Raw genomic sequence first — 22,631 nt, 5'->3', positions numbered from 1 at the left:
TCACACATCAACATGTGGCAGCTGGCTTGCCTGCGATGGGGCCCTAAAGGTCACGCCCCTCCAACTGCCGCAACGCCAATTTGCGCTGCTCCACCGGCAAGCGCCCCAACTGCTCCACGGCACCGTAGAACCTCAGCCAATCCCCACCCTCGCGGCGGAACAACGCCGCAAACGCCGGCACCCACTGGTCATACAGCCCAAACGGCAACAACCGCGCATTGTTCATCGGCTGATTGATCCAGGCGTCATAACGCTTGTCGCCGCCCCACTGGCTGTCGCGCATCTGCCGATAATCACTGCGCAAGCGCTCGAACTCGGCGGCCTTGGCCTGGCGCATGGCATCGGCGGCCAACGGCTGCGCATACAGGCGCTCCAGGCGGCTGCGGGTGTCGAGGATCAACTGGATAAACTGGTCGCGCTGCTTCAAGGTCGATTCGCTCGCAGGCGCCAGGCCACGGGCCGCGCGCCATTGCCGGGTGCCTTCCTGCTCGACGAAGGTGGCAAACGACTCATTGAACTCGGTGTCGTCCTTCACATAAAAGCGCTGGTGCGCCAGCTCGTGAAAAATTACCGTGGCCAGGCGCTCTTCACCCCAGCGCATCATCGAACTCATGATCGGGTCATCGAACCAGCCGAGGGTGGAATAGGCCTCGACCCCGCCAATCGACACATCCATGCCACGCAGTTGCAACAACGCCGCCTCGCCCCGCGCCGCACCCTGAGTGTAATAACCACGGTAGGCCACACATCCGGCAATCGGGAAGCAATGGTTCTGGGGTAACAAGGAAAATTCTGATGTAGCGAAGACATTCCAGACGACATACGGCCGGCCGATATCGGCATACAGGCGATAGCTCTGATTGTCAGGCAGGTGCAACTGTTGGCTGGCGAAGGTGCGCGCCTTCTGGGAGTGCGCCAAATGCTCACGCAACACTTGCGGGCGCGTCGGATCGGCAATCACTTCGGCCACCGGCTGCCGCGCCTGCAGTAACTGCCATTGGCCGCTGGCCAGTTGGCTGTAGTAGCTGACACTGGAGCAACCGCCGAGCCACAGGCACGTCAGCCCCGCCAAGAAACGCCACACCATGTCAAACCGCTCCAGAGTCATTGGCCCGCCAGACTAACTGGCCGGCAGGGGTTATGCTCATACCATTCCTACGGTTGAGTGCCCACTATGCGTCAGCTCCTGCTTCCCTTGGCGGCGATTTTTCTCAGCGCCTGTGCCTCCGCGCCAATCCCGCCCGCCGACCCGCAACAGGCCTGGGTCGATTTCGCCACGCCGACGCCGGGCGCCAAGCTGGTCATGGCGCAACGCCTGGACGGCAAGGCCCTGGAAGACGGGCGCTACTTCCAGGTGCCAGCGGGCAGCCATGAGTTGATGGTGCGTTTTGATTTTGAAGTGTATGCCGGGGCGGGCCTGGGTGGCGGGCTGAACCAGCCCCAGGAGCGCACCTGTTTTATCACCCTGCAATACGACCAGTTCCAGGCCGGCCAACGCTACCGCCTGGAAGGGCGTTCGCTGGGCTTTACCCCGAACATCCGGCTGTATGACGCCCAGCGTCAGTTGCTGGCCGAGGAACGCAGCGTCAACTGCATTCCCTGATCAGTCATCGTTGCGCTGGTAGATGATGCGCTTGGTGCCGTTTTCGCAGGAGCCGACGATCATGGCTTCGTCATGATTTTTGGCTTCTTCGGCGGTGATGATTTCCAGGGTGTAGGACGGGATTGCCTTGGCCTGTAGGCCGACTTCAATCTCTTTCCTGAGCTCTTCACAGTCTTTCGGCGCGGCCATTGCCGATGTGGCCAAAACACCGCAGATAATCGCCAAGGCAAAACGTTTCATGTGTGAAGCTCCCTAAATGCGCTGCGCACGGGTGTGCGCCAAAGGCTGCATGGGTATGAGACCACATTTGCGAAACGCGAGTTCTGATTTAACGCAGAACAAAATGTGGGGGGCGAGCAAGCCCGCTCCCACATTGGACCTGCGCAGGGTCAGCTGACGAGGGTGCCATCCAGGGTGATGGTGGCATTCAGCACCTTGGACACCGGGCATCCTTCCTTGGCCTTCTTGCTCAGTTCATCGAACTGCGTCTGACTCGCGCCGGGAATCTTGGCCTTGAGGATCAGGTGAACCGCTGTGATCGCAAAACCACCGTCCACCTGGTCCAGGGTCACTTCGGCCTGGGTGTCGATACTGTCGGCCTTGAGCCCGGCATCACCGAGAATCATGGAAAAGGCCATGGAGAAACAACCGGCATGGGCCGCGCCGATCAGTTCTTCAGGGTTAGTGCCCTTGCCGCCTTCGAAACGTGCCTTGAAGCCGTAGGGGGCTTCGCGCAGTACGCCGGTTTCGGTCGAGATAGAGCCCAGACCGGTTTTCAGGTCGCCTTCCCAGTGTGCGGAGGCTTTTTTTACGATACTCATAGCGATCTCCCAAGCAGTGGTTGTGCATCAGTAAGGTTCTGAGGATAGAACCTCTGGCAAAGTTCACCCCGTCGGAAAAACCAAGTGGATTAGTAGGAAATTTCATGCCCACTATTGAATCTCGGGTATATGCCCACATTGCATAGAACATGCACATGAAGCGGCAGGTTTTGGTTCGTCACAAGCCTGCGCCCCTATGGAGAAGCAGGCTTATGAAACCACTGTCCGATGTAAAGTTCTCGACCCTCGACCTGGTACCGGTGCGCGCCAATGGCAGCCCGGCGCAGTCGCTGCGCAATTCCCTGGACCTGGCCCAGCACGTGGAAAAGCTCGGCTACACCCGTTTCTGGGTAGCCGAGCACCACAATATGGATGGCATCGCCAGCTCCGCGACTTCGGTGCTGCTGGGCTACCTGGCCGGCGGCACCTCGACCATCCGGGTCGGCGCAGGCGGCGTGATGCTGCCCAACCATGCGCCACTGGTGATCGCTGAACAGTTCGGCACCCTGGAGAGCCTCTACCCCGGCCGGATCGACCTGGGCCTGGGCCGCGCACCCGGCTCCGACCAGATGACCGCCCGCGCCTTGCGCCGCGAGCGCTCCGGCAGCGCCGATGACTTCCCGGAAGATGTGGCCGAGTTGATGGCCTACCTGGGCCCGCGTACCCCCGACCAACGGGTGATCGCCATGCCGGGCACCGGCACCAACGTCCCGATCTGGCTGCTCGGCTCCAGCCTGTTCAGCGCCCAACTGGCCGGCGAGCGCGGTTTGCCCTACGCCTTCGCCTCCCATTTCGCACCGCGCATGATGCATGAGGCGATTCGCGTCTATCGCAATCACTTCAAGCCTTCGGCGGTGCTCGACAAGCCTTATGTAATGCTCGGTGTGCCGCTGGTGGCCGCCGATACCGATGAACAGGCCGATTACCTGGCCACGTCGGTCTACCAACGGATCCTCGCGCTGATGCGTGGGCAAAGCCTGGTCCAGCGCCCGCCAGTCGACAGCATGGACGGCCTGTGGCTGCCCCATGAGAAAGACGCGGTAGGTAGTTTTCTAGGCCTGGCAATGGTGGGGAGCCCGGCGAAGATTCGCGCCAAGCTGGAGGTGTTGATCGAGCAGACCGGTGCCGATGAGCTGATCTTTACCTGCGACCTGTACGAGCATGCTGATCGGATTCATTCCTACGAGCTGCTGGCACAAGTGATGAAGGGCTAAACCCCTGTGGGCGTTGTCGAGCCTTGGCGAGGCTCGACAACGCCCACAGTTGGTTGCTACCACGGGATCACCCGCGGTTGTAGACGATTTCCTTGGTACCACCTTCGCAACTGCCGACCACTTCGCCGTTGGTTGCGCTGCCTTTATCGACAATTTCCAGGGTGTACCCGGAAGCGCCATTGGCCTGGATCTTGGCGTCGATTTCGCTTTTCAGCTCGCCACAAGGTTTGCCAGCCGCCAGGGCTGTACCTGCCAGGCTCAACAAACCTACCGCTAACAGAAACTTTTTCATCCGTTACTTTCCTTGCGCTGATCAAAAAATGTACGCCGACACGCAGGGTATCGGCGCCCAAAGGGTGTAGCGCAGGTTATGGCAATCGGCCAGCGTGCAAGTTCAACCGTGCCGATCAACTATTGGCAATGCGGAAGCCCACCTTGAGGGTCACCTGGAAGTGCGCGGCCTTGCCGTCCTTGATGTGGCCACGGGTTTCGGTGACCTCAAACCACTCCAGGTGCTTGATGCTCTTGTTGGCCTCGGCCAAGGCATTGTTGATGGCGTCCTCGATGCTGGTTGGGGACGAGCCCACCAGTTCGACTTTTTTGTAGGTGTGATGATCAGTCATGAGTGCTCTCCTGGGTCGATGAATACAGCCTAGCAGTGATTCTTCGTACTGCTTCTGGCGACTCTTCTCACCTGAAAGTTCAGATTTACTGCACTTTCTGAAACCCCCGCAGTCGGAATCAACACACGTCACTCATTCACTCCAGGAGAGCCCACATGGCCAACACCTCTTTACGCAAAGCGTCATTGGAAAGCATGGAAGCCGAGATTTCGAGCCTGCTCAAATCCCTTGAGAGCCTCAAGGACGATGCATCCGACGAGTCGCGCAAAACCCTCAAGGCCCTGAAAAGCAATGCCGAGAATGCCCTCAAGCACTCCCGCCATCTGATCAGCGATGCCTACGAAGAAAGCAAAGTGAAAATCCGCGAAACCGGGGTTGCCACCCGTGACTATGCCCAAGAGCATCCTTGGACCACCGCCGGCGTTGCCGTTGGCGCATTGGGCCTGCTGGCGGCCTACCTGCTGTGCAAACGCGGTGACTAAACCGGTTGGCGCGCAAGCTCAGCCTTGAGCCATTGCGCCAACTGCCGGGCGCGCCCATCCGCGGCGCGCTTGGGTAGCCACAACGCCAGTTGCGCCGGGGTTTGACTAAAACCCCACGGCGCAACCAGGCGACCGGCACGCACGTCCTCCGCCACCAGCGGTTGCGGTGCGATCGCCACCCCCAGGCCCGCTACGGCCGCCTCCAGCAAATAATACAAATGTTCAAAACCCTGGCCATACTTAAGCGCGCTGGCGTCGATGCCATGGTGCTGCGCCCAATTGGGCCAGGCTTGTGGGCGCGAGGTGGTGTGCAACAGGGCTTCGCCCAGCAGGGCCTGGGCGGGCGCCTGGCGCAGGGCCTGGTAATGGGCAAAGTGCGGGCTCATCACCGGGCCGATCCGCTCGCTGACCAACTCGTACACCTGCATATCGGCCGGCCACGGCGGCTCGGCAAACACCAGCAAGGCATCCAAGCCCGGCCGCCTGGGGTCAAGATCGCCTTCGCCCGCTGATAGATGCAGGCGCAAATCCGGCAAATCCGCATTCAAGCGCCCCAGCCGTGGAATAAACCAGCGCGCCAGCAAACTGCCAGAACAGCCGAGGACAAACGGCGCATCAGCGCTGCTCTGGGTCAGTTCCCCGCACACATCCCGCAGGCGCTCGAACGCCTCGAAGCTGGCATCGCGCAGCCGCACCCCGGCATCTGTGAGTTTAATGCCACGCCCATCCTTGACGAAAAGACTCACCCCAAGGTGTTCTTCCAACACTTTCAGTTGTCGGCTGACGGCACCGTGGGTCACATGCAATTGCTCGGCAGCCTGGCTGACGCTGTTGAGGCGGGCAGTGGCTTCGAACGCACGCAGGGCGTTAAGGGGTGGAAGGTCTCGGCTCATCTGTGAGTTTTCCTGACAGGTTGCGGCGATCTTATCGGTTTTCACGGTACAGCGTCAGGGGTAGAGTGGCCGTCATTGCCTCTCCCACCTCTTCACCCTGGAGCGCACCATGACTCAGTCCCAGACCGATTTACGCAACGGCCCTGATGCCAACGGCCTGTTTGGCGCGTTCGGCGGCCGCTACGTGGCGGAAACCCTGATGCCGTTGATCCTCGACCTGGCCCGCGAATACGAAGCGGCCAAAGTCGATCCGGCCTTCAACGAAGAACTGGCCTACTTCCAGCGCGACTACGTCGGACGCCCAAGCCCGCTGTATTTCGCCGAGCGCCTGACCGAGTTCTGCGGCGGCGCCAAGATCTACCTCAAGCGTGAAGAGCTGAACCACACCGGCGCGCACAAGATCAACAACTGCATCGGCCAGATCCTGCTGGCGCGGCGCATGGGCAAAAAACGCATCATCGCCGAGACCGGCGCCGGCATGCACGGCGTGGCCACCGCCACCGTCGCCGCGCGGTTTGGCCTGCAATGCGTGATCTACATGGGCACCACCGATATCGAGCGCCAGCAGGCCAACGTGTTTCGCATGAAGCTGCTGGGTGCCGAAGTGATCCCAGTGGTCGCCGGCACCGGTACCCTCAAGGACGCGATGAACGAAGCCCTGCGCGACTGGGTAACCAACGTCGACAGCACCTTCTACCTGATCGGCACCGTGGCCGGCCCGCACCCGTACCCTGCGATGGTGCGCGACTTCCAGGCGGTGATCGGCAAGGAAACCCGCACCCAGTTGCAAGCCCAGGAAGGCCGCCTGCCGGACAGCCTGGTGGCGTGCATCGGCGGTGGCTCGAATGCCATGGGCCTGTTCCACCCGTTCCTCGATGACACCAGCGTGGAGATCATTGGTGTTGAAGCCGCCGGCTACGGCATCGAAACCGGCAAGCACGCGGCCAGCCTCAATGGCGGCGTACCGGGCGTGCTGCACGGCAACCGTACCTTCCTGTTACAGGACGACGACGGCCAGATCATCGACGCCCACTCGATCTCTGCGGGCCTCGATTACCCCGGCATCGGCCCTGAGCACGCATGGTTGCACGACATTGGCCGCGTCCAGTACACCTCGGTAACCGACGACGAAGCCCTCGACGCCTTCCACAAATGCTGCCGCCTGGAAGGGATTATTCCGGCACTGGAAAGCGCCCACGCCCTGGCCGAAGTGTTCAAGCGCGCCCCGACCCTGCCCAAGGATCACCTGATGGTGGTCAACCTGTCAGGCCGTGGCGACAAGGACATGCAGACCGTTATGCACCATATGGAAACCGCCAAGCAGGAGAAACACTGATGAGCCGCCTGCAAACCCGCTTTGCGCAACTCAAGGAACAAAACCGCGCCGCCCTGGTGACCTTCGTTACCGCTGGCGACCCGGGGTATGACACCTCCCTGGCGATCCTCAAGGGCTTGCCGGCAGCCGGCGCCGATGTGATCGAACTGGGCATGCCTTTCACCGACCCCATGGCCGATGGCCCGGCGATCCAACTGGCCAATATCCGTGCGTTGGGCGCCAAGCAGAACCTGGCGAAAACCCTGCAGATGGTGCGCGAGTTCCGCAAGGGCAACACTGATACACCGCTGGTGCTGATGGGCTACTTCAACCCGATCCACATGTACGGCGTGCCACGGTTTATCAGTGACGCAAAAGAGGCCGGCGTCGATGGCCTGATCGTGGTCGATATGCCACCGGAACATAACAGCGAACTGTGCGACCCGGCCCAGGCCGCGGGCATCGACTTTATCCGCCTGACCACGCCAACCACTGACGATGTGCGCCTGCCCACCGTGCTCAACGGCAGCTCCGGGTTTGTGTACTACGTGTCGGTGGCCGGTGTGACCGGTGCCGGTGCCGCTACCCTGGAGCACGTGGAAGAAGCCGTCGGCCGCCTGCGCCGGCATACCGACCTGCCGATCAGCATCGGCTTCGGCATCCGCACCCCGGAACAAGCCGCCGCCATCGCCCGCCTGGCGGACGGTGTGGTGGTGGGGTCGGCGCTGATCGACCACATCGCCAACGCCAGCAACGACCAGCAAGCGATTGACGGGGTGTTGAGCCTGTGTGCAGCGCTGTCGGAAGGTGTGCGTAACGCTCGCAAGTAAGATTCTTGCTCTGGGCAAGCGGGCTGTTGTGGCGAGGGAGCTTGCTCCCGTTGGACTGCGTAGCAGTCCCATTTTAGGGCCGCTTCGCGCCCCAACGGGAGCAAGCTCCCTCGCCACAGGCCCCTAGCGGATAGGTATCTATTCCTTGAGCTCGATCCGCTCGACCTTGCCCACCAGCAATATGTAGGACAGCGCCCCCAGCAGCGCCAGCACCGCAATGTAGGTAATCGCCGGCGCAAACGAATCGCCCGTGGCCAGAAAGCCAATGACGATCGGCGTGGTAATCGCCGCCAGGTTGCCGATGAAATTGAACACTCCCCCAGTCAGCCCCAACAGCCGCGCCGGCGCCAGGGTCGAGACCAGCGACCAGGTGATCGACGCCAGGCCGTTGCCGAAAAACGCCACCGCCAGGAACGCAATCACCAGTGGCGTCGAATCGACGAAGTTGGCGCCAATGATTGCCGTGGAAATCAGCAGGCCGCTGATGATCGGCAACTTGCGCGCAAACCCCACCGAGGTGCCACGGCGGATCAGCCAGTCGGAAAACAGCCCGGAACACAACACCCCGACAAAGGCCGCGAGGAAGGGTAGCGAGGCGAGCAGGCCGGACTTGATGAAGTCCATGCCGCGATATTTCACCAGGTAGGTCGGGAACCATGTCAGGAAAAACCACAGGGTCGAGTTCAGGCAGAACTGGCCCAGGTAGATGCCCCACAGCTTGCGCTTGCTCAGCACGATCCCCAGGTCGACCCAACTGAAGGGCGCCTTGCGCTTGGCAGTTTGTGCGTCCAGGTCCACCAGGCCGCCGCCTGCGCGGATCAGCTCGATTTCTGCGCTATTGACCCCCTTGAAGTCCCGCGGCTCGCGGTACACCGCGTACCACACCAGCGCCCAGAGGATGCCCACCGCGCCGGTGCTGATAAACACCATGTGCCAGCCATAGTGGTGCTGCAACCAGGCCAGCACCGGGGTGAGGAACGCCAGCCCGACGAACTGCCCGGACGTGTAGAAACCAATGGCCGTGGCACGCTCACGCTCGGGAAACCAACTGGTGACGACCCGGCTGTTGATCGGATAAGCCGGCGCTTCCAGGGCACCCACCGCCATGCGCAACACGAACAACGCGATAAAGCTCGCAGCAAAGCCCAGCATCACCGTGGCAATCGACCATAACAGCAGGGCGGCGGTGTACAGAATGCGCGGCGGCACCCGGTCCACCAGCCAGCCGCCGGGGATTTGCATGGCGGCATAGGTCCAGCCGAACGCCGAAAAAATCAGCCCGACATGCACCGGGTCGATGCCCAGCTCACTGGTCAGGGCTGGCGCGGCAATCGACAGGTTGCTGCGGTCCAGGTAGTTGATCACCACCGTGATAAACAGCAGGACCATGATGAAGTAACGCTTGCGGCTGGGCGTGACTAAAGACGCCTGCCCGGTGAGGGTTTCAGGGTGCATGGGGGAGCCTCTTATTATGTTTATTGAGGTCGATTAACGGCTACCGGGTTGAAAGTGGGAGATTCTATGGTTTTGGGGAAGCCCCCCAAACCGCTTTTGACTGGTATTCGCTCAGGTTTTTCATGAGCGAAAAGGCGATGCGCGCCAGCTTGCGGCCAATGATGACCAGGGCTTGAGTCGTTTTCAGGCCCCTGGCCAGATAACCCTCGTATAAAGGTTTCCAGGCTTCTGACCTGATACCTGCTGACGCCGCGTTATGCAGCAATCTGCGTATCTCTGAATCTCCCTTCTTGCTCAATGAGCGGCGTCCGCTCATTTGCCCGGAATCGGATACTCTCAAGTCCATTCCCAAGAACGCGATGTAAGCGTCAGCACTTTCAAATTCTCCTCGCTGAAACGCCATTACCAGGGCAACCGCTGTCAGAAAACCAATGCCCTCGACGGCTTGGCAGCGCTTGACCTGATGCAAAAGCCCCGCCTCAGTAACAGCATCTAATATCCTTTTCTCAATGAGCCCCTCATGCCTATCAAGACACGCTGAAATGCTCTTGGACGAGGCCTTGAGTGATGGCTCGCCCGCCCAGCTCTGATTCAGTGCAACACGCATTTTCACCAGCGCTGCGCGTCGACGCAGCAAGCTTTGAAGCTTGGTATAAATCTTCGGCGGCGGATTCCAGGCGCGTAAATCAGCCTGTTCATTCTTCAAGTAGCGAGCCAGCAACTGCGCATCACTGAAGTCTGTTTTAGCGCGACCACCTGTGCCTTTGCGGTAATGGCTAAGGCGATATCCATCAATCACGTAAACGATATGGCCCATCGAATGAGCCAAATTGACGGTATCCACGTGATAGATATTGGTGGCTTCAATTGCGATGGCGCTGCCCGCAGGCAAAGACTTCAGCCATGCCTTCAGCTCGTTTTTCTTGTTCGATACGATCTTTGTTTCAGCAGTTTCACTTTGATAAACAACTACTTCGGCTTTAGCGACATCCACTCCAATGATTGATTGCGAGACAGTCATTGCCATGAGAAAAGCTCCGGGTTAGGGTTTACAGGCTTGTCGGGGCTTCACCGTTGCGCTGGCTTGCTTCTATCGTCGGTCATGGCCGATGCATTCCTTATCGGCGCTTTGGTGAAGGGGTGGGACGAAGTCTCCCACGGTCTGTACTGGCTAGAGTCAGATGCTGGCTTTTAGTCCCACCACCCCTACAAGTCTAACCATACAAGCTGGCTTGCCTGCGATGGCGGCGGAACATTTAAGATTGCTATCGCAGGCAAGCCAGCTCCCACACTGACCACGTGCCATCAGGTGAAAATCACCACTCGGCAAAACTGCCATCGGCATGCCGCCAGATCGGGTTGCGCCAGCGGTGACCAATGGCCGCGCGCTCGATCACGTATTCCTCGTTGATCTCAATCCCCAGGCCCGGCCCGTTGGGGATCTTCACGAAGCCTTGGTCGTAATCGAAAACTCCCGGATCGCGCACGTAGTCGAGCAGGTCATTGCTCTCGTTGTAGTGAATGCCCAGGCTTTGCTCCTGGATAAACGCGTTGTAACAAACCGCGTCCAGTTGCAGGCACGCCGCCAGGGCAATCGGCCCCAGCGGGCAGTGCAGGGCCAGGGCCACGTCGTAGGCTTCGGCCATGTTGGCGATCTTGCGGGTTTCGGTGATGCCGCCGGCATGGGACGCATCCGGCTGGATGATGTCGACGTAGCCTTCGCTGAGCACGCGCTTGAAATCCCAGCGTGAGAACAGCCGCTCACCCAAGGCAATCGGGGTGCTGGTCAGGGGCGCCAGCTCCTTGAGCGCTTCGTAGTTTTCGCTGAGCACCGGTTCTTCGATAAACATCAACTTGTACGGGTCCAGCTCTTTCATCAGCACCTTGGCCATGGGCTTGTGCACGCGGCCATGGAAGTCCACGCCGATGCCGACATTCGGGCCGACCGCATCGCGCACGGCGGCGACGTTGGCCAGGGCCTGGTCGACCTTGTCGAAGGTGTCGAGAAACTGCAGCTCCTCGGTGCCATTCATCTTCACCGCCGTAAACCCACGGGCCACGGCTTCCTTGGCCGCACGGGCGGTGTCAGCCGGACGGTCGCCGCCGATCCACGAATAGACACGGATCTTGTCCCGCACCTGGCCGCCCAGCAGGTCGCTGACCGACACCCCGAGGGCCTTGCCCTTGATGTCCCACAAGGCCTGGTCGATGCCGGCCAGGGCGCTCATATGAATCGCACCGCCCCGGTAGAAGCCGCCGCGATACAGCACGGTCCAGATATCTTCGATATTGCGTGGGTCTTTGCCGATCAAATAGTCGGACAGCTCCTCGACCGCGGCCGCCACGGTGTGGGCGCGGCCTTCAACCACGGGCTCGCCCCAACCGGTCACGCCCTGGTCGGTTTCCACTTTGAGGAAGCACCAGCGCGGCGGCACGATAAAGGTGGTCAGTTTGGTGATTTTCATCTGCTTATCTCTCTTGTCGGATGCAGCGCCTGGGCGCCAGGCACACTCAGTTCAAGGCGTTCCAGGCAGCGACATACGCCTGGGCACGACTCGCCACCTGCTCGACACTCATGCCGGGCTTGAACAGCCCGGAGCCCAGGCCAAAGCCCTTGACCCCGGCGTCGACGAACACTTGCATGTTGTCCGGGGTAATCCCGCCCACCGGCAGTAGGACCGTGCCGGCCGGCAGCACCGCCAGCCAGGCCTTGACCACCGCCGGGCCCATTTGCTCGGCCGGGAACAGCTTCAGCACATCGGCACCTTCGGCCAGGGCGGCGAAAGCTTCGGTGGGCGTCGCGACCCCGGGCGACAGGTACAGGCCAGCGGCTTTTGCGGCGCGCAGCACCTTGGCATCACTGTGGGGCATGACGATCACCTGGCCACCCGCCGCCTTCACCCGCTCCACCTGCTCGGGCGTCAGCACGGTGCCGGCACCGATCAGGCAATCGGCGGGCAACGTCTCACGCAGGGTGCGGATGCTGGTGTAGGGATCGGGCGAGTTGAGTGGCACTTCGATCACCCGGAACCCGGCCTGGTACAGCACCTGGCCGACAGCTGCGGCCTCATCCGGGCGCAGGCCCCGCAGGATCGCGATCAAACCGTTTTGAGTGAGTGCTTGCTTGAGCATGTCAGGCCTCGATTGCAGGTTGAATGAGCCCGGCGGCCAGTGCCAGTTGCCACAGGCCGCGCTGAGTTGCTTCTTGCGCGAGGCTGACGTGGCTGAAACCACACAGGGCGAGGGCGCGCTGGTAACGGGCGCAGAGGGCGTTGGCGCCGACCAGGATGATCGGCGGGGTGCGTGCACGGTCGGGCAAGCCGGCCAGTTCATGGCCGATCAGCAGGCCGGACAGGTAGTCGGGTTGCTGCTCAGGGGTCAGTTCAGCGGTCAACCCGAGGGTGCGCGCGCTGAACAGGGTCGACAGCACCCCACGCTGACCATCCGCTGAAAGCGCCACGTGCACGCCTCGATCAAACGCTTGGGCCTGGAACTGCCCGGCGCTCTTTTGCGTACGCCCCAGAATGCTGTGCGTGCTCAGCACCGCGAACAGTTCACCGGTCATGAAGGTGTCAAAGTGGGTGATGCGGCCTTCGACCACCTCGACCCATTTGGAATGGCTGCCGGGCAGGCCGATCAATAACTCAGCGCAGGCTGGCAGGCTTTGCAGCACGCCGAGCACCTGGGTTTCTTCGCCGCGCATCACGTTGGGCAAGCCAACCTGCTCGATCACGCCGGGCACGATATGCACATCGACACCGCGCAGGCTGCGTACCTTGTGCAGGGCCTGGCCGAGGCTGGCGACGTCGACCGGCGTCTTGCGATAGGCCGCTTCGCCCCAGCCCTGGGCGCTGCCGACCATGCCGCAGGCAATCACCGGCAGATCGGGCTGGGCAGCCAGCCAGTCGCCACAGGCGTCATCAAACGCCAGTTCAAACCCATCGCAGCAGTGAACGCCGGCAATCAACCGTGGTTCGCTGGGCAAATGCATGATCCCCGACGCCAGCGAGCGCTGTTCGAGGACCTGGCCACCGGGGCCGAGCTTATAAGCACGAAGGGAACTGGTACCCCAATCGAGCGCGATCAATTGCGCCGGCATCGTTTCACCTGGAATGTGACAGATGGCCGACTATAAACCTAAGGCTTGAAATATCTCAATATATAAATATCAATCCCATATAGTGGAACAAGATAAAGAAAATCCCCACGCCCCCGTACTTTTCATCGCACAGGAACGCGAGGATTCAGCTGACAGCAACTGGTTAAAAAATCGACAGATCCAACGGGCGCATGGCCCCCATCCAGATCGCGTAGTCGGTGTGGTCCTTCAGGTCATCGCCGGTATCCGGGTGCAGAAACACCACCAACCCATTGCGATTGAGCGCCAGCCACGGCAGCGCCACGCCGATGTACTGCGGGTCGAACGCCAGCTGGCAGCTCCAATCCGGGTGCGGGCCCACCGGGCGCTCATGCATGCGCCCCATGCGCAGCGGGAAGATGGCCGCCGCGTCTTCACACAGCGTGCGCGCCTGGTCGATCGTACTGGCGTCGAAGTAGATATGGGCGTGGTAGCCCTTGATACGTTGCATGAGAGGCTCCGGACTCGTTGATCGGCCGATCCTAGACCGCAATCGACGGCAGGGCCAGCCCGGCCAGGGGCTGCGCGCTGCTGGCCTGCTCCGCCGCCAGCCACTCGACAAACCGTTCGATCAACTGCCCGCGGCGCTTGCGCTGGGGCAACACCACGTAATATCCAAAGCGCGAGATCACCGTGTCGCCAATCGGCCGGCACAGCCACTTCTGCTCCAGCAGGTTATCCACCAGATGGCGCCAGCCGATGGCCACACCCTGGCCGGCAATCGCCGCCTGGATCAGCAGGGTGTAATTGTCGAAACGCAGGGGCCCCGGGGTTGGTGCGGCGGTGATCCCCAGTTCGCGAAACACCCCGTTCCAGTCGAACCACTGGCTGTTGTTTTCCTGGCGCAGGTGCAACAGCGGCAGTTCCTGCAGGCTTTGTAACGACAGTGGTGCAGTGCGGCCCCTGAGCAGTTGCGGGCTGCACACCGGGAACACTTCCTCGTTGAACAACCACTGGCTGTGGCCCTGGCGAAAACGCCCATCGCCAAACAACACCGCCACATCGATATCACTGCGCAAGGTCGCGTGGTTGCGCTCGCTGGTGACCAGGCTCACATCCACCTGTGGGTTGGCTTCGTGAAAGCGATGCAGACGTGGCATCAGCCAATAGGCAGCGAAGGCGAAGTCAGTCGCCACTTGCAACACTTCGTGCTGGTCCTGCTCTGTGATCGCGCCCAGGCCCGTATCAATGCTCTGCAACCCGGCCTGAACATGTTCGAACAGCAGCATGCCCGCGTCCGTCAGTTCGATGCCACGGTAGATGCGATCAAACAGGCGCACCGCCAGTTGTTCTTCCAGGCGCTTGATCTGCTGGCTGACAGCCGGCTGGGTGGTGCCCAGCTCCATGGCCGCCGCGGTGAAGCTGCGATGACGGGCGGCGGCTTCAAAGGCCCGCAACAGATCCAGCGACAGGTTACCCAGGGCTTTATACATAAGCGGTACTTATCCTAGACATTGCTTTTCATGGGCTTTACCACGGTTTCCATGGCCTGCATGCTCAATCGCATAAACACTGACTATGGAATGCCGAGAGACCATGAAGCGCAAGAACATTCTTTTCATCATGGCCGATCAAATGGCCGCGCCGTTGCTTCCGTTCTACGGTCCTTCGCCGATCAAACTGCCCAACCTGAGCCGCCTCGCCGCCCAGGGCGTGGTGTTCGACGCTGCATACTGCAACAGCCCGCTGTGCGCGCCGTCGCGCTTTACCCTGGTCAGCGGCCAGTTGCCGAGCAAGATCGGCGCCTACGACAACGCGGCGGATTTCCCCGCCGACGTCCCGACTTACGCCCACTACCTGCGCCGCCTCGGCTATCGCACGGCGCTGTCGGGCAAGATGCATTTCTGCGGGCCCGACCAGTTGCACGGCTATGAAGAGCGCCTCACCAGCGATATCTACCCCGCCGACTACGGCTGGGCGGTGAACTGGGATGAGCCCGACGTGCGCCCTACCTGGTATCACAATATGTCGTCGGTGCTGCAAGCCGGCCCGTGTGTGCGTACCAACCAGCTGGATTTCGACGAAGAGGTGGTGTTCAAGGCCCAGCAGTACCTGTTCGACCATATTCGCGAGGACGGCGACCAGCCGTTCTGCCTCACGGTGTCCATGACCCACCCCCACGACCCGTACACCATTCCCAAACCGTTCTGGGATCTGTACGACGGCAGTGACATCCCTATGCCTACAACCCCGGCCCAGACCGAGCTGGACCCCCATTCCCAGCGCCTGCTCAAGGTCTACGACCTGTGGGACAAACCGCTGCCTGTGGATAAGATCCGCGATGCACGGCGCGCCTACTTCGGTGCCTGCAGCTACATCGACAGCAATGTCGGCAAACTCCTGCAAACCCTGCAGGACACTGGCCTGGCCGAGGACACCATCATTGTGTTCTCCGGCGACCACGGCGACATGCTCGGCGAGCGTGGGCTCTGGTACAAAATGCACTGGTTTGAAATGGCCGCGCGGGTCCCGCTGCTGGTCTGTGCGCCGGGGCAATTCCAGGCCGGGCGGGTGAGTGCGGCGGTGTCCACTGCCGACCTGTTGCCGACCCTGGTGGAGCTGGCCGGCGGTGAACTCGACGCCAACCTGCCCCTGGATGGCCGCTCGCTGGTCCCGCACTTGCGAGGGCAGGGCGGGCATGACGAGGTGTTCGGCGAATACATGGCCGAAGGCACCATCGGCCCACTGATGATGATTCGCCGGGGCGCCTACAAATTCATCTACAGCGAGGACGATCCTTGCCTGCTGTTCGATGTACACAACGACCCCCGTGAGCAGGAAGAACTCAGCCAGTCGCCGGCCCACCGTGCGCTGTTCGACGCCTTCCTGGTCGAGGCGCGAGCCAAATGGGACATGCCCGCGATCCACCAGCAAGTGCTCGCCAGCCAGCGCCGCCGGCGCCTGGTATACGAGGCGCTGACGCTGGGCAAACTCAAGAGCTGGGATCACCAGCCGCTGGTAGACGCCAGCCAGCAGTACATGCGCAACCATATCGACCTCGACGATCTGGAGCGCAAGGCACGTTATCCACAACCCTGCCAAAACCAATAAATCCAGTGAGGGGAAGGCCATGCAAAAGTTATCCACAGCCGTGAGTGCCGTACTGTTATTGAGTGCTAGCCAGGTGTACGCCGACGCCCGTTGCGAGACGGTAAAAATGGCCGACCCCGGCTGGAGCGACATTGCCGCCACCAACGCCATCACTGGTTTTTTACTGAGCGGCATGGGTTACAAGGCCAAGGTCGATACCCTGGCGGTGCCGATCACCTTTGGCGGGCTCAAGGACGGCCAGGTGGATGTGTTTATGGGGAACTGGATGCCGGCGCAGCAGGGCTTCTACGACAAGTTCGTGGCCAATGGCGACGTGGTGCAACTGGCGAAAAACCTCGAGGGCACCGAGTTCACCCTCGCGGTGCCGGACTATGTGTGGGAGGCCGGCGTGCGTGACTTTGCCGACCTGAATAAATTCGCCGACAAGTTCGACAAGAAGATCTACGGCATCGGCTCCGGCGCGCCGGCCAACCTGTCGCTGCAAGAGATCATCAAGAAAAACGACTTCGACCTCGGCCAGTGGAAGCTGATCGAATCCAGTGAGCAGGCGATGCTCGCCGAGGTGTCCAGGGCGGTGAAGCGCGAGCGTTTCGTCACCTTCCTCGGCTGGACGCCCCACCCGATGAACGTGCAGTTGAAGATGCGCTACCTCAAGGGCGGCGAAAAATACTTCGGCGACACCGGCAGCGTGTACACCCTGACTCGCAAGGGTTATGCACAAGCCTGCCCGAATGTGGCGAAACTGCTGGCCAACCTGACGTTTACCCAGGACATGGAAAACAGCATCATGGCCGAGGTGGCGAACAACAAGGTCAGTAATGCCGACGCGGCGAAGGCATGGATCAAGGCCAATCCGGCGGTGCTGGAGCAGTGGCTGGAGGGGGTCAAAACCCTGGATGGCCAGGAGGCATTGGCGGCGGTCAAGGCCAGGCTTTAACAGGGCCCGCACAAGACAGCGCCCACAGGGCAGTGTTTGTGCTGATACCCTGACTCAAACTTTTTTGACCTGAGCTGCCCAATGCCCCGGCCCCATACACTCTTCCCCTTCCTGCGCTGGCTGCCGCGCCAGACCCGCGCCAGCATTGGCCGGGATGCGCTGGTCGGCCTCAGCGGCGCGGTGCTGGCCTTGCCGCAATCCATCGCCTACGCCCTGATCGCCGGCCTGCCCCCCGAATACGGCTTGTATGCGGCAATCATCCCGGTGCTGATCGCCTGCCTGTGGGGTTCGTCCTGGCATTTGATCTGCGGTCCGACGGCGGCGATTTCCATCGTGCTCTACGCCAGCATCAGCCCGCTGGCGGTGCCGGGCTCGCAGGACTACATCACCCTGATTCTGTTACTGACCTTGCTTGCCGGTGTATTCCAATGGCTATTGGGCATATTGCGCTTTGGTGCGCTGGTCAATTTCGTCTCCCATTCCGTCGTCCTCGGCTTCACCCTCGGCGCGGCAGTGGTCATTGCCCTGGGCCAGTTGCCGAACCTGCTGGGGCTCGACCTGCCCAGCCAGGCCACGGCCATCAACAGCCTGCTGGCGCTGATCGACCACGGCGGCGAGTGGGATCGCCCGTCACTGGCCCTTGGCCTGGGCACCTTGCTGGTGGGCGTGCTGCTTAAATACTGCGTACCGCGCTGGCCGAGCTTGTTGATTGCCCTGGTCCTGGGCAGCCTGGCGACGTGGGTGTGGCCGGCGATGTTCGGGCATGTGGCGCGGGTCAGCTCATTTGTTGGCCAACTGCCGCCGTTCAGCCCGTTGCCGCTGGACCTGGACATGATCCTGCGCCTGCTACCCAGTGCCGTGGCGGTGGGCATGCTGGGGTTGGTGACCAGCCTGTCGATTGCCCGCTCGCTGTCTGCGCGCTCGCAACAACTGCTCGACGCCAATCAGGAAGTACGTGCCCAGGGGTTATCCAATATCGTCGGCGGATTTTTCTCCGGCTACCTGTCGGCCGGTTCCTTCACCCGCTCGGGCCTGAGTTACGAGGCGGGCGCCTGTTCGCCGCTGGCGGGGGTGTTTTCGGCGTTATGGGTGGCACTGTTTGCGCTGTTTGGCGCGGCGTTGATTGCGCATATCCCCATCCCGAGCATGGCCGCCAGCATTCTGCTGATCTGCTGGGGCCTGGTGGACCATCGTGGCATCCGCGCACTGTGGCGGGTCAGCCGTGCCGAGTGTGTGGTGATGGGCCTGACCTGCCTGGCTACCTTGCTGCTGGAGCTGCAAACGGCGATCTATGCCGGGGTGCTGGCATCGTTGTTCTTCTACCTCAAGCGCACCTCGCAGCCACGGGTCCAGCAATGGCGCGATGGGGAAGACGATGTGCTGCGGGTCGGTGGCTCGATCTTCTTTGGCGCCAGCCATTACCTGCAAGTGCGCTTGCAGCGCCTGCAAGGCCAGCGGGTGGTGATCGAGGCGCAGCAGATCAACTTTATCGACTATTCCGGGGTGGAGATGCTGCACCAGGAGGCGCGGCGATTGCGGGGCCTGGGGCGCAGCCTGACGTTGCGCCGGGCGCGGCCGCAAGTGGTGGAGGAGTTGAGGAAGCTGGAGGGGGCCGACAAGTGCCCGATCCTTTTCGAAGACTGACACGGTCAAAAACTGTAGGAGCTGGCTGGCCAGCTCCTACATTAGAATCAGTTAGCCGCCAGTTGTTTGCGCAGTTCAGCCAGCACCGGCGCCGAATCCGGCCGCACCCCGCGCCACAGGTAGAAGGCTTCCGCCGCCTGCTCCACCAGCATGCCCAAGCCATCCATTGCCACCGCCGCACCGTGTTCAGTGGCCCAGCGGCAGAATGCGGTCGGCTCCTTGGCGTACATCATGTCGTAGCAAAAGGTCTTGCCCGGTTCGACCAGGCTGCCGGCAATCGGCGGTACATCGCCTGACAGGCTGGCCGAAGTGGCGTTGATGATCAGGTCCACCGGTTCACTCAGCCAATCGAAACCGCTGGCAGACACCGGCCCCAGGTCATCGAACAGTTCGGCCAGCCGCTCGGCTTTTTCCACGGTGCGGTTGGCGATAACCAGCGAGGCCGGCTGTTGCGCCAGCAGTGGTTCCAGGGCGCCGCGTACCGCGCCGCCCGCACCGAGCAGCAGGATGCGCTTGCCCGCCAGGCTCAGGCCGGCGTTGACGGTCAAGTCGCGCACCAGGCCGGCGCCATCGGTGTTGTCGCCCAACAGACTGCCATCGGCCAGCTTGCTCAGGGTATTCACCGCGCCTGCGCGCTGCGCACGCTCGGTCAGGGCGTTGGCCAGGCGGTAGGCCTCTTCCTTGAATGGCACGGTGACGTTGGCACCGCGCCCTTGCAGGAAAAATTCACGGGCACAGCCGGTGAAATCCTCGAGCGGCGCCAGCAGCGTGTTGTAGTCCAGCGCCTCGCCGGTCTGCTCGGCAAACAGGCGATGAATCAGCGGCGACTTGCTGTGGCCGATGGGGTTGCCGAACACCACATAACGATCCATCAGCTGGCCGCCTTGGGCGCAGCAAGGCCGAGCCAGTCACGGTCTTGCAGGAAGTAGTCGGTCAGGCGTGCTTCTTCGCTGCCGGCAATAGCCTTCCAGTCATAGCTCCAGCGCACTTGCGGTGGCAGCGACATCAGGATCGACTCGGTACGCCCGCCCGATTGCAGGCCGAACAGCGTGCCACGGTCGTAGACCAGGTTGAATTCCACGTAGCGCCCACGGCGGAATTCCTGGAACTGGCGCTGCTGCTCGGTGTAGGCCATCGCCTGGCGACGCTGGACGATCGGCAGGTAAGCGTCGATGTAGGCGTCGCCAATGGCGCGGATAAAGGCGAAGCAGGTGTCGAAGTCCCACTCGTTCAAGTCATCGAAGAACAGGCCGCCAATGCCCCGGGGCTCGTTGCGGTGCTTGATGTGGAAGTAGCTGTCGCACCAGGCCTTGTAGCGCGGGTAAACGTCCGCGCCAAATGGCGCACAGGCCTGCTCGGCCACGCGGTGCCAGTGGATGCAGTCTTCTTCGTTGGCGTAGTAGGGCGTCAGGTCGAAGCCGCCACCGAACCACCACACCGGCTCTTCGCCTTCTTTCTCGGCGATGAAAAATCGCACGTTGGCGTGGGACGTCGGCACATGGGGGTTATGCGGGTGGATCACCAGGGATACGCCGAGGGCCTCAAAACCACGACCGGCGAGCTCCGGGCGGTGGGCACTGGCGGACGGTGGCAGGCCGCTGCCGAACACGTGGGAAAAGTTGACGCCGCCTTTTTCGATCACGCTCCCGTTCTCGATCACCCGCGTGCGGCCACCGCCGCCGGCTGGGCGCGTCCAGGCGTCTTCGATAAAGCGCGTATCGGCCTCGAAGGTTTCCAGGGCGCTGCAAATGCGGTCTTGCAGGTCGAGCAGGTAGGCTTTTACAGCCTCGGTGCGGGTAGTCATGGCATCACCTTGAATCGGGCAAAGCTACGCGAGGCCATTGGGCGTCGGCGGCAAAGGGCGCACAGGATACCACCGCGCCGGGCGCTGCCACAGTTGACGAAGATCAAGCATAAGAGTCCGATAGGAGCCTTTGGCGAAACAGACTTGAGGAGAGAGCAGATGGCCAAACGTATCCAGTTCAGCGCCCATGGCGGCCCCGAAGTACTTGAGTATGTGGACTACACGCCAGCGGAACCAGGCCCACAGCAGGTCCGGGTGCGGAACAAGGCCATTGGCCTGAACTTCATCGACACCTATTACCGCAGCGGCTTGTACGCACCGCCGGCCCTGCCCTCGGGCCTGGGCGCAGAAGGCGCTGGCGTGGTGGATGCGGTGGGCAGCGAAGTCAGCCAGTTCAAGGTCGGCGACCGCGTGGCCTACGGCAGCGGCCCGCTGGGTGCATACAGCGAGCTGCATGTGTTGCCGGCGGCCAACCTGGTGCACCTGCCGGACGCCATCAGCTTCGAGCAAGCCGCCGGCGCCATGCTCAAGGGCCTGACCGTGCAGTACCTGCTGCGCCAGACCTATGAGTTGAAAGGCGGCGAAACCATCCTGTTCCACGCCGCTGCCGGTGGCGTCGGCTCCCTGGCTTGCCAATGGGCCAAGGCCCTGGGCGTGAAGCTGATCGGGACGGTCAGTTCTCCGGAAAAAGCCGCCCTGGCCAAATCCCTCGGCGCCTGGGAAACCATCGACTACAGCCAGGAAAATGTCCCACAGCGGGTGCTGGAACTGACCGACGGCAAGAAGTGCCCGGTGGTGTACGACGGCGTCGGCAAGGACACCTGGCTCGCCTCGCTGGACAGCGTCGCGCCCCGTGGCCTGCTGGTGAGTTTCGGCAATGCGTCGGGCGCGGTGGAGGGGGTGAACCTGGGTATTCTGGCCGCCAAAGGCTCGCTGTATGTCACCCGGCCAACACTGGCGACCTACGCCAATACGCCACAGAACCTGCAGGCCATGGCTGACGATCTGTTTGGCATGATCGAAAGCGGCAAGGTGCGCATTGATATCAACCAGCGGTATTCCCTGGCGGACGCGGCGAAGGCGCAGGTGGAGTTGTCGGGGCGGCGGACGACGGGGTCGACCATTTTGTTGCCATAGGATCTCGATGGTTTGGCAGACCGCTATCGCGGGCAAGTCCGCTCCCACATTCGAGCGCATTCCCATGCTGGAAATCGGTCGAATGTGGGAGCGAGCTTGCTCGCGATAGCCACGCCTGGGTCTCAGGACGGGCGCCGAACCTCGCCCGTCGCCAGATCCCGAATCAAACTAGGGTTCTTGCGCCCACCCAGGCGCCCACCCAGCACCAGGTCTACCTGCCCCCGGAAATACTGCTCTACCCGGATCCGCGTGCGCGCCGCCGGCCGGCCCTGGGGGTTGGCCGAGGTGGAGATCAGTGGCCCCACCAGCGAACACAAATCCCGCACCAGCGGGTGATCAGTGACCCGCAACGCTACCGTGTCGTGCTTACCGGTAATCCATTCAGGCAGCAGGTCCTGGTGGGGGACCAGCCAGGTGTTGGGCCCCGGCCAGGTACTGGCCATGCGGTCGATCCAGGTGTCCGGGAAGTCTTCGAATAGAAAATCGAATTGCCGGATATTGTCGGCGACCAGGATCAAGCCCTTATCCACCGAGCGGCCCTTGATCGCCAGCAGGCGATCTACCGCTTCTTCGTTCCACGGGTCGCAGCCCAGGCCCCACACAGCCTCGGTCGGATAGGCAATCACCGCGCCAGCGCGAACTTCTCGTGCGGCTTGTTGCACACGCCACCTGTTGACCATTACT

The 22,631-nt window shown here is 61.8% G+C and carries 25 protein-coding genes; 9 read left to right on the top strand and 16 right to left on the bottom strand.

Annotated elements, in window-relative coordinates; translation table 11 throughout:
- Positions 1 to 43: 43 nt before the first annotated feature.
- Entirely contained in the window at positions 44 to 1,087 is a 1,044-nt protein-coding gene (locus HU773_RS01195) for an aminopeptidase (RefSeq protein WP_120731127.1), read from the bottom strand.
- Positions 1,088 to 1,174: 87 nt separating this feature from the next.
- Between HU773_RS01195 and HU773_RS01190 the strand changes: the two genes are divergently transcribed.
- Positions 1,175 to 1,603 (top strand): PA0061/PA0062 family lipoprotein, encoded by a 429-nt coding sequence (locus HU773_RS01190; protein WP_128593090.1) that lies wholly within the window; start codon positions 1,175 to 1,177, stop codon positions 1,601 to 1,603.
- Here HU773_RS01190 and HU773_RS01185 read toward each other — a convergent pair whose 3' ends face one another.
- On the bottom strand, positions 1,604 to 1,843 hold the full coding sequence (locus tag HU773_RS01185) for a DUF1161 domain-containing protein (protein WP_057439267.1): 240 nt from the start codon (positions 1,841 to 1,843) through the stop codon (positions 1,604 to 1,606).
- 149 nt (positions 1,844 to 1,992) lie between these two features.
- Complete coding sequence (locus HU773_RS01180; protein ID WP_186625920.1) at positions 1,993 to 2,424, bottom strand: OsmC family protein; 432 nt, start codon at positions 2,422 to 2,424, stop codon at positions 1,993 to 1,995.
- Between the two features lie 212 nt (positions 2,425 to 2,636).
- On the opposite strand from HU773_RS01180, the gene HU773_RS01175 reads away from it, so the two are divergent.
- Entirely contained in the window at positions 2,637 to 3,638 is a 1,002-nt protein-coding gene (locus tag HU773_RS01175) for an LLM class flavin-dependent oxidoreductase (RefSeq protein ID WP_057439268.1), read from the top strand.
- A gap of 67 nt (positions 3,639 to 3,705) precedes the next feature.
- Here HU773_RS01175 and HU773_RS01170 read toward each other — a convergent pair whose 3' ends face one another.
- The gene (locus tag HU773_RS01170; RefSeq protein WP_057439269.1) at positions 3,706 to 3,930 is read right to left on the bottom strand and encodes a DUF1161 domain-containing protein; all 225 of its coding nucleotides are present in this window, start codon (positions 3,928 to 3,930) and stop codon (positions 3,706 to 3,708) included.
- A gap of 115 nt (positions 3,931 to 4,045) precedes the next feature.
- Positions 4,046 to 4,261 (bottom strand): dodecin, encoded by a 216-nt coding sequence (locus HU773_RS01165; RefSeq protein ID WP_057439270.1) that lies wholly within the window; start codon positions 4,259 to 4,261, stop codon positions 4,046 to 4,048.
- Positions 4,262 to 4,416: 155 nt separating this feature from the next.
- Between HU773_RS01165 and HU773_RS01160 the strand changes: the two genes are divergently transcribed.
- A complete protein-coding gene (locus HU773_RS01160) occupies positions 4,417 to 4,743 on the top strand; it encodes an ElaB/YgaM/YqjD family protein (RefSeq protein WP_003170746.1) in 327 nt (108 codons plus the stop codon).
- On the opposite strand, the gene HU773_RS01155 is transcribed toward HU773_RS01160, so the two are convergent.
- A complete protein-coding gene (locus HU773_RS01155) occupies positions 4,740 to 5,636 on the bottom strand; it encodes a LysR family transcriptional regulator (RefSeq protein WP_057439271.1) in 897 nt (298 codons plus the stop codon). The genes HU773_RS01160 and HU773_RS01155 overlap by 4 nt on opposite strands.
- A gap of 109 nt (positions 5,637 to 5,745) precedes the next feature.
- Between HU773_RS01155 and trpB the strand changes: the two genes are divergently transcribed.
- The gene (trpB, locus tag HU773_RS01150) at positions 5,746 to 6,972 is read left to right on the top strand and encodes a tryptophan synthase subunit beta (protein WP_057957888.1); all 1,227 of its coding nucleotides are present in this window, start codon (positions 5,746 to 5,748) and stop codon (positions 6,970 to 6,972) included.
- Positions 6,972 to 7,781 carry a tryptophan synthase subunit alpha gene (gene trpA, locus HU773_RS01145; RefSeq protein WP_057439273.1) on the top strand — a complete coding sequence of 270 codons (810 nt, stop codon included), beginning with the start codon at positions 6,972 to 6,974 and terminating at the stop codon, positions 7,779 to 7,781. Before trpB ends, trpA begins: the two co-directional genes overlap by 1 nt.
- 138 nt (positions 7,782 to 7,919) lie before the next feature.
- Here trpA and HU773_RS01140 read toward each other — a convergent pair whose 3' ends face one another.
- From HU773_RS01140 to HU773_RS01110, 7 genes are all read right to left on the bottom strand, one after another.
- Entirely contained in the window at positions 7,920 to 9,236 is a 1,317-nt protein-coding gene (locus HU773_RS01140; RefSeq protein ID WP_057957887.1) for an MFS transporter, read from the bottom strand.
- A 64-nt stretch (positions 9,237 to 9,300) separates the two neighbouring features.
- Positions 9,301 to 10,263: an IS110 family RNA-guided transposase gene (locus HU773_RS01135; protein WP_217883911.1), complete on the bottom strand. Its 963-nt coding sequence runs from the start codon at positions 10,261 to 10,263 to the stop codon at positions 9,301 to 9,303.
- Positions 10,264 to 10,552: 289 nt separating this feature from the next.
- A complete protein-coding gene (gene dgoD, locus HU773_RS01130; RefSeq protein WP_032857121.1) occupies positions 10,553 to 11,701 on the bottom strand; it encodes a galactonate dehydratase in 1,149 nt (382 codons plus the stop codon).
- A 46-nt stretch (positions 11,702 to 11,747) separates the two neighbouring features.
- Positions 11,748 to 12,368: a 2-dehydro-3-deoxy-6-phosphogalactonate aldolase gene (locus tag HU773_RS01125; RefSeq protein ID WP_057957886.1), complete on the bottom strand. Its 621-nt coding sequence runs from the start codon at positions 12,366 to 12,368 to the stop codon at positions 11,748 to 11,750.
- A 1-nt stretch (position 12,369) separates the two neighbouring features.
- A complete protein-coding gene (locus tag HU773_RS01120) occupies positions 12,370 to 13,335 on the bottom strand; it encodes a 2-dehydro-3-deoxygalactonokinase (protein ID WP_057957885.1) in 966 nt (321 codons plus the stop codon).
- A gap of 163 nt (positions 13,336 to 13,498) precedes the next feature.
- Positions 13,499 to 13,825 carry a DOPA 4,5-dioxygenase family protein gene (locus HU773_RS01115; protein WP_057444830.1) on the bottom strand — a complete coding sequence of 109 codons (327 nt, stop codon included), beginning with the start codon at positions 13,823 to 13,825 and terminating at the stop codon, positions 13,499 to 13,501.
- A gap of 31 nt (positions 13,826 to 13,856) precedes the next feature.
- On the bottom strand, positions 13,857 to 14,807 hold the full coding sequence (locus HU773_RS01110; protein ID WP_057439276.1) for a choline sulfate utilization transcriptional regulator: 951 nt from the start codon (positions 14,805 to 14,807) through the stop codon (positions 13,857 to 13,859).
- Between the two features lie 103 nt (positions 14,808 to 14,910).
- Here HU773_RS01110 and betC point away from each other — a divergent pair, with 103 nt between their 5' ends.
- The 3 genes from betC to HU773_RS01095 all read left to right on the top strand — a co-directional run bounded on the left by betC (position 14,911) and on the right by HU773_RS01095 (position 19,006).
- A complete protein-coding gene (gene betC / locus HU773_RS01105) occupies positions 14,911 to 16,425 on the top strand; it encodes a choline-sulfatase (protein WP_057957884.1) in 1,515 nt (504 codons plus the stop codon).
- 19 nt (positions 16,426 to 16,444) lie between these two features.
- On the top strand, positions 16,445 to 17,362 hold the full coding sequence (gene choX, locus HU773_RS01100; protein WP_186625704.1) for a choline ABC transporter substrate-binding protein: 918 nt from the start codon (positions 16,445 to 16,447) through the stop codon (positions 17,360 to 17,362).
- Between the two features lie 81 nt (positions 17,363 to 17,443).
- Positions 17,444 to 19,006, top strand: coding sequence for a SulP family inorganic anion transporter (locus HU773_RS01095; protein WP_057957882.1), 1,563 nt, complete (start codon positions 17,444 to 17,446; stop codon positions 19,004 to 19,006).
- A gap of 47 nt (positions 19,007 to 19,053) precedes the next feature.
- On the opposite strand, the gene aroE is transcribed toward HU773_RS01095, so the two are convergent.
- Together aroE and hemF are read right to left on the bottom strand one after the other, a co-directional pair.
- Positions 19,054 to 19,878, bottom strand: a complete 825-nt coding sequence (gene aroE / locus HU773_RS01090; protein WP_186625702.1) for a shikimate dehydrogenase — start codon at positions 19,876 to 19,878, stop codon at positions 19,054 to 19,056.
- The gene (gene hemF / locus HU773_RS01085) at positions 19,878 to 20,810 is read right to left on the bottom strand and encodes an oxygen-dependent coproporphyrinogen oxidase (RefSeq protein WP_057957881.1); all 933 of its coding nucleotides are present in this window, start codon (positions 20,808 to 20,810) and stop codon (positions 19,878 to 19,880) included. The genes aroE and hemF overlap by 1 nt, the downstream gene beginning before the upstream one ends.
- Positions 20,811 to 20,969: 159 nt before the next feature.
- Here hemF and HU773_RS01080 point away from each other — a divergent pair, with 159 nt between their 5' ends.
- Entirely contained in the window at positions 20,970 to 21,947 is a 978-nt protein-coding gene (locus HU773_RS01080; RefSeq protein ID WP_057439281.1) for an NADPH:quinone reductase, read from the top strand.
- Positions 21,948 to 22,069: 122 nt separating this feature from the next.
- On the opposite strand, the gene tsaC is transcribed toward HU773_RS01080, so the two are convergent.
- Complete coding sequence (gene tsaC, locus HU773_RS01075) at positions 22,070 to 22,627, bottom strand: L-threonylcarbamoyladenylate synthase type 1 TsaC (protein WP_057957880.1); 558 nt, start codon at positions 22,625 to 22,627, stop codon at positions 22,070 to 22,072.
- Positions 22,628 to 22,631 lie beyond the last annotated feature (4 nt).

Origin of the sequence: Pseudomonas shahriarae (assembly GCF_014268455.2) — a bacterium.
Lineage (GTDB): Bacteria > Pseudomonadota > Gammaproteobacteria > Pseudomonadales > Pseudomonadaceae > Aquipseudomonas > Aquipseudomonas shahriarae.
Note: the sequence above shows the minus strand (reverse complement) of the source record. Positions and strands in the feature narration are given on the sequence as shown.

What these genes read in the sequence shown, in the direction of transcription:
- HU773_RS01185 (WP_057439267.1), bottom strand. Translation starts at nt 1,843, where the DNA reads ATGAAACGTTTTGCCTTGGCGATTATCTGCGGTGTTTTGGCCACATCG.
- HU773_RS01140 (WP_057957887.1), bottom strand. Translation starts at nt 9,236, where the DNA reads ATGCACCCTGAAACCCTCACCGGGCAGGCGTCTTTAGTCACGCCCAGC.
- HU773_RS01080 (WP_057439281.1), top strand. Translation starts at nt 20,970, where the DNA reads ATGGCCAAACGTATCCAGTTCAGCGCCCATGGCGGCCCCGAAGTACTT.
- hemF (WP_057957881.1), bottom strand. Translation starts at nt 20,810, where the DNA reads ATGACTACCCGCACCGAGGCTGTAAAAGCCTACCTGCTCGACCTGCAA.
- HU773_RS01160 (WP_003170746.1), top strand. Translation starts at nt 4,417, where the DNA reads ATGGCCAACACCTCTTTACGCAAAGCGTCATTGGAAAGCATGGAAGCC.
- HU773_RS01115 (WP_057444830.1), bottom strand. Translation starts at nt 13,825, where the DNA reads ATGCAACGTATCAAGGGCTACCACGCCCATATCTACTTCGACGCCAGT.
- HU773_RS01135 (WP_217883911.1), bottom strand. Translation starts at nt 10,263, where the DNA reads ATGGCAATGACTGTCTCGCAATCAATCATTGGAGTGGATGTCGCTAAA.
- HU773_RS01155 (WP_057439271.1), bottom strand. Translation starts at nt 5,636, where the DNA reads ATGAGCCGAGACCTTCCACCCCTTAACGCCCTGCGTGCGTTCGAAGCC.
- HU773_RS01190 (WP_128593090.1), top strand. Translation starts at nt 1,175, where the DNA reads ATGCGTCAGCTCCTGCTTCCCTTGGCGGCGATTTTTCTCAGCGCCTGT.
- betC (WP_057957884.1), top strand. Translation starts at nt 14,911, where the DNA reads ATGAAGCGCAAGAACATTCTTTTCATCATGGCCGATCAAATGGCCGCG.
- trpB (WP_057957888.1), top strand. Translation starts at nt 5,746, where the DNA reads ATGACTCAGTCCCAGACCGATTTACGCAACGGCCCTGATGCCAACGGC.
- HU773_RS01125 (WP_057957886.1), bottom strand. Translation starts at nt 12,368, where the DNA reads ATGCTCAAGCAAGCACTCACTCAAAACGGTTTGATCGCGATCCTGCGG.
- choX (WP_186625704.1), top strand. Translation starts at nt 16,445, where the DNA reads ATGCAAAAGTTATCCACAGCCGTGAGTGCCGTACTGTTATTGAGTGCT.
- HU773_RS01110 (WP_057439276.1), bottom strand. Translation starts at nt 14,807, where the DNA reads ATGTATAAAGCCCTGGGTAACCTGTCGCTGGATCTGTTGCGGGCCTTT.
- HU773_RS01170 (WP_057439269.1), bottom strand. Translation starts at nt 3,930, where the DNA reads ATGAAAAAGTTTCTGTTAGCGGTAGGTTTGTTGAGCCTGGCAGGTACA.
- HU773_RS01180 (WP_186625920.1), bottom strand. Translation starts at nt 2,424, where the DNA reads ATGAGTATCGTAAAAAAAGCCTCCGCACACTGGGAAGGCGACCTGAAA.
- HU773_RS01175 (WP_057439268.1), top strand. Translation starts at nt 2,637, where the DNA reads ATGAAACCACTGTCCGATGTAAAGTTCTCGACCCTCGACCTGGTACCG.
- tsaC (WP_057957880.1), bottom strand. Translation starts at nt 22,627, where the DNA reads ATGGTCAACAGGTGGCGTGTGCAACAAGCCGCACGAGAAGTTCGCGCT.
- aroE (WP_186625702.1), bottom strand. Translation starts at nt 19,878, where the DNA reads ATGGATCGTTATGTGGTGTTCGGCAACCCCATCGGCCACAGCAAGTCG.
- dgoD (WP_032857121.1), bottom strand. Translation starts at nt 11,701, where the DNA reads ATGAAAATCACCAAACTGACCACCTTTATCGTGCCGCCGCGCTGGTGC.
- HU773_RS01120 (WP_057957885.1), bottom strand. Translation starts at nt 13,335, where the DNA reads ATGCCGGCGCAATTGATCGCGCTCGATTGGGGTACCAGTTCCCTTCGT.
- HU773_RS01095 (WP_057957882.1), top strand. Translation starts at nt 17,444, where the DNA reads ATGCCCCGGCCCCATACACTCTTCCCCTTCCTGCGCTGGCTGCCGCGC.
- HU773_RS01195 (WP_120731127.1), bottom strand. Translation starts at nt 1,087, where the DNA reads ATGGTGTGGCGTTTCTTGGCGGGGCTGACGTGCCTGTGGCTCGGCGGT.
- HU773_RS01165 (WP_057439270.1), bottom strand. Translation starts at nt 4,261, where the DNA reads ATGACTGATCATCACACCTACAAAAAAGTCGAACTGGTGGGCTCGTCC.
- trpA (WP_057439273.1), top strand. Translation starts at nt 6,972, where the DNA reads ATGAGCCGCCTGCAAACCCGCTTTGCGCAACTCAAGGAACAAAACCGC.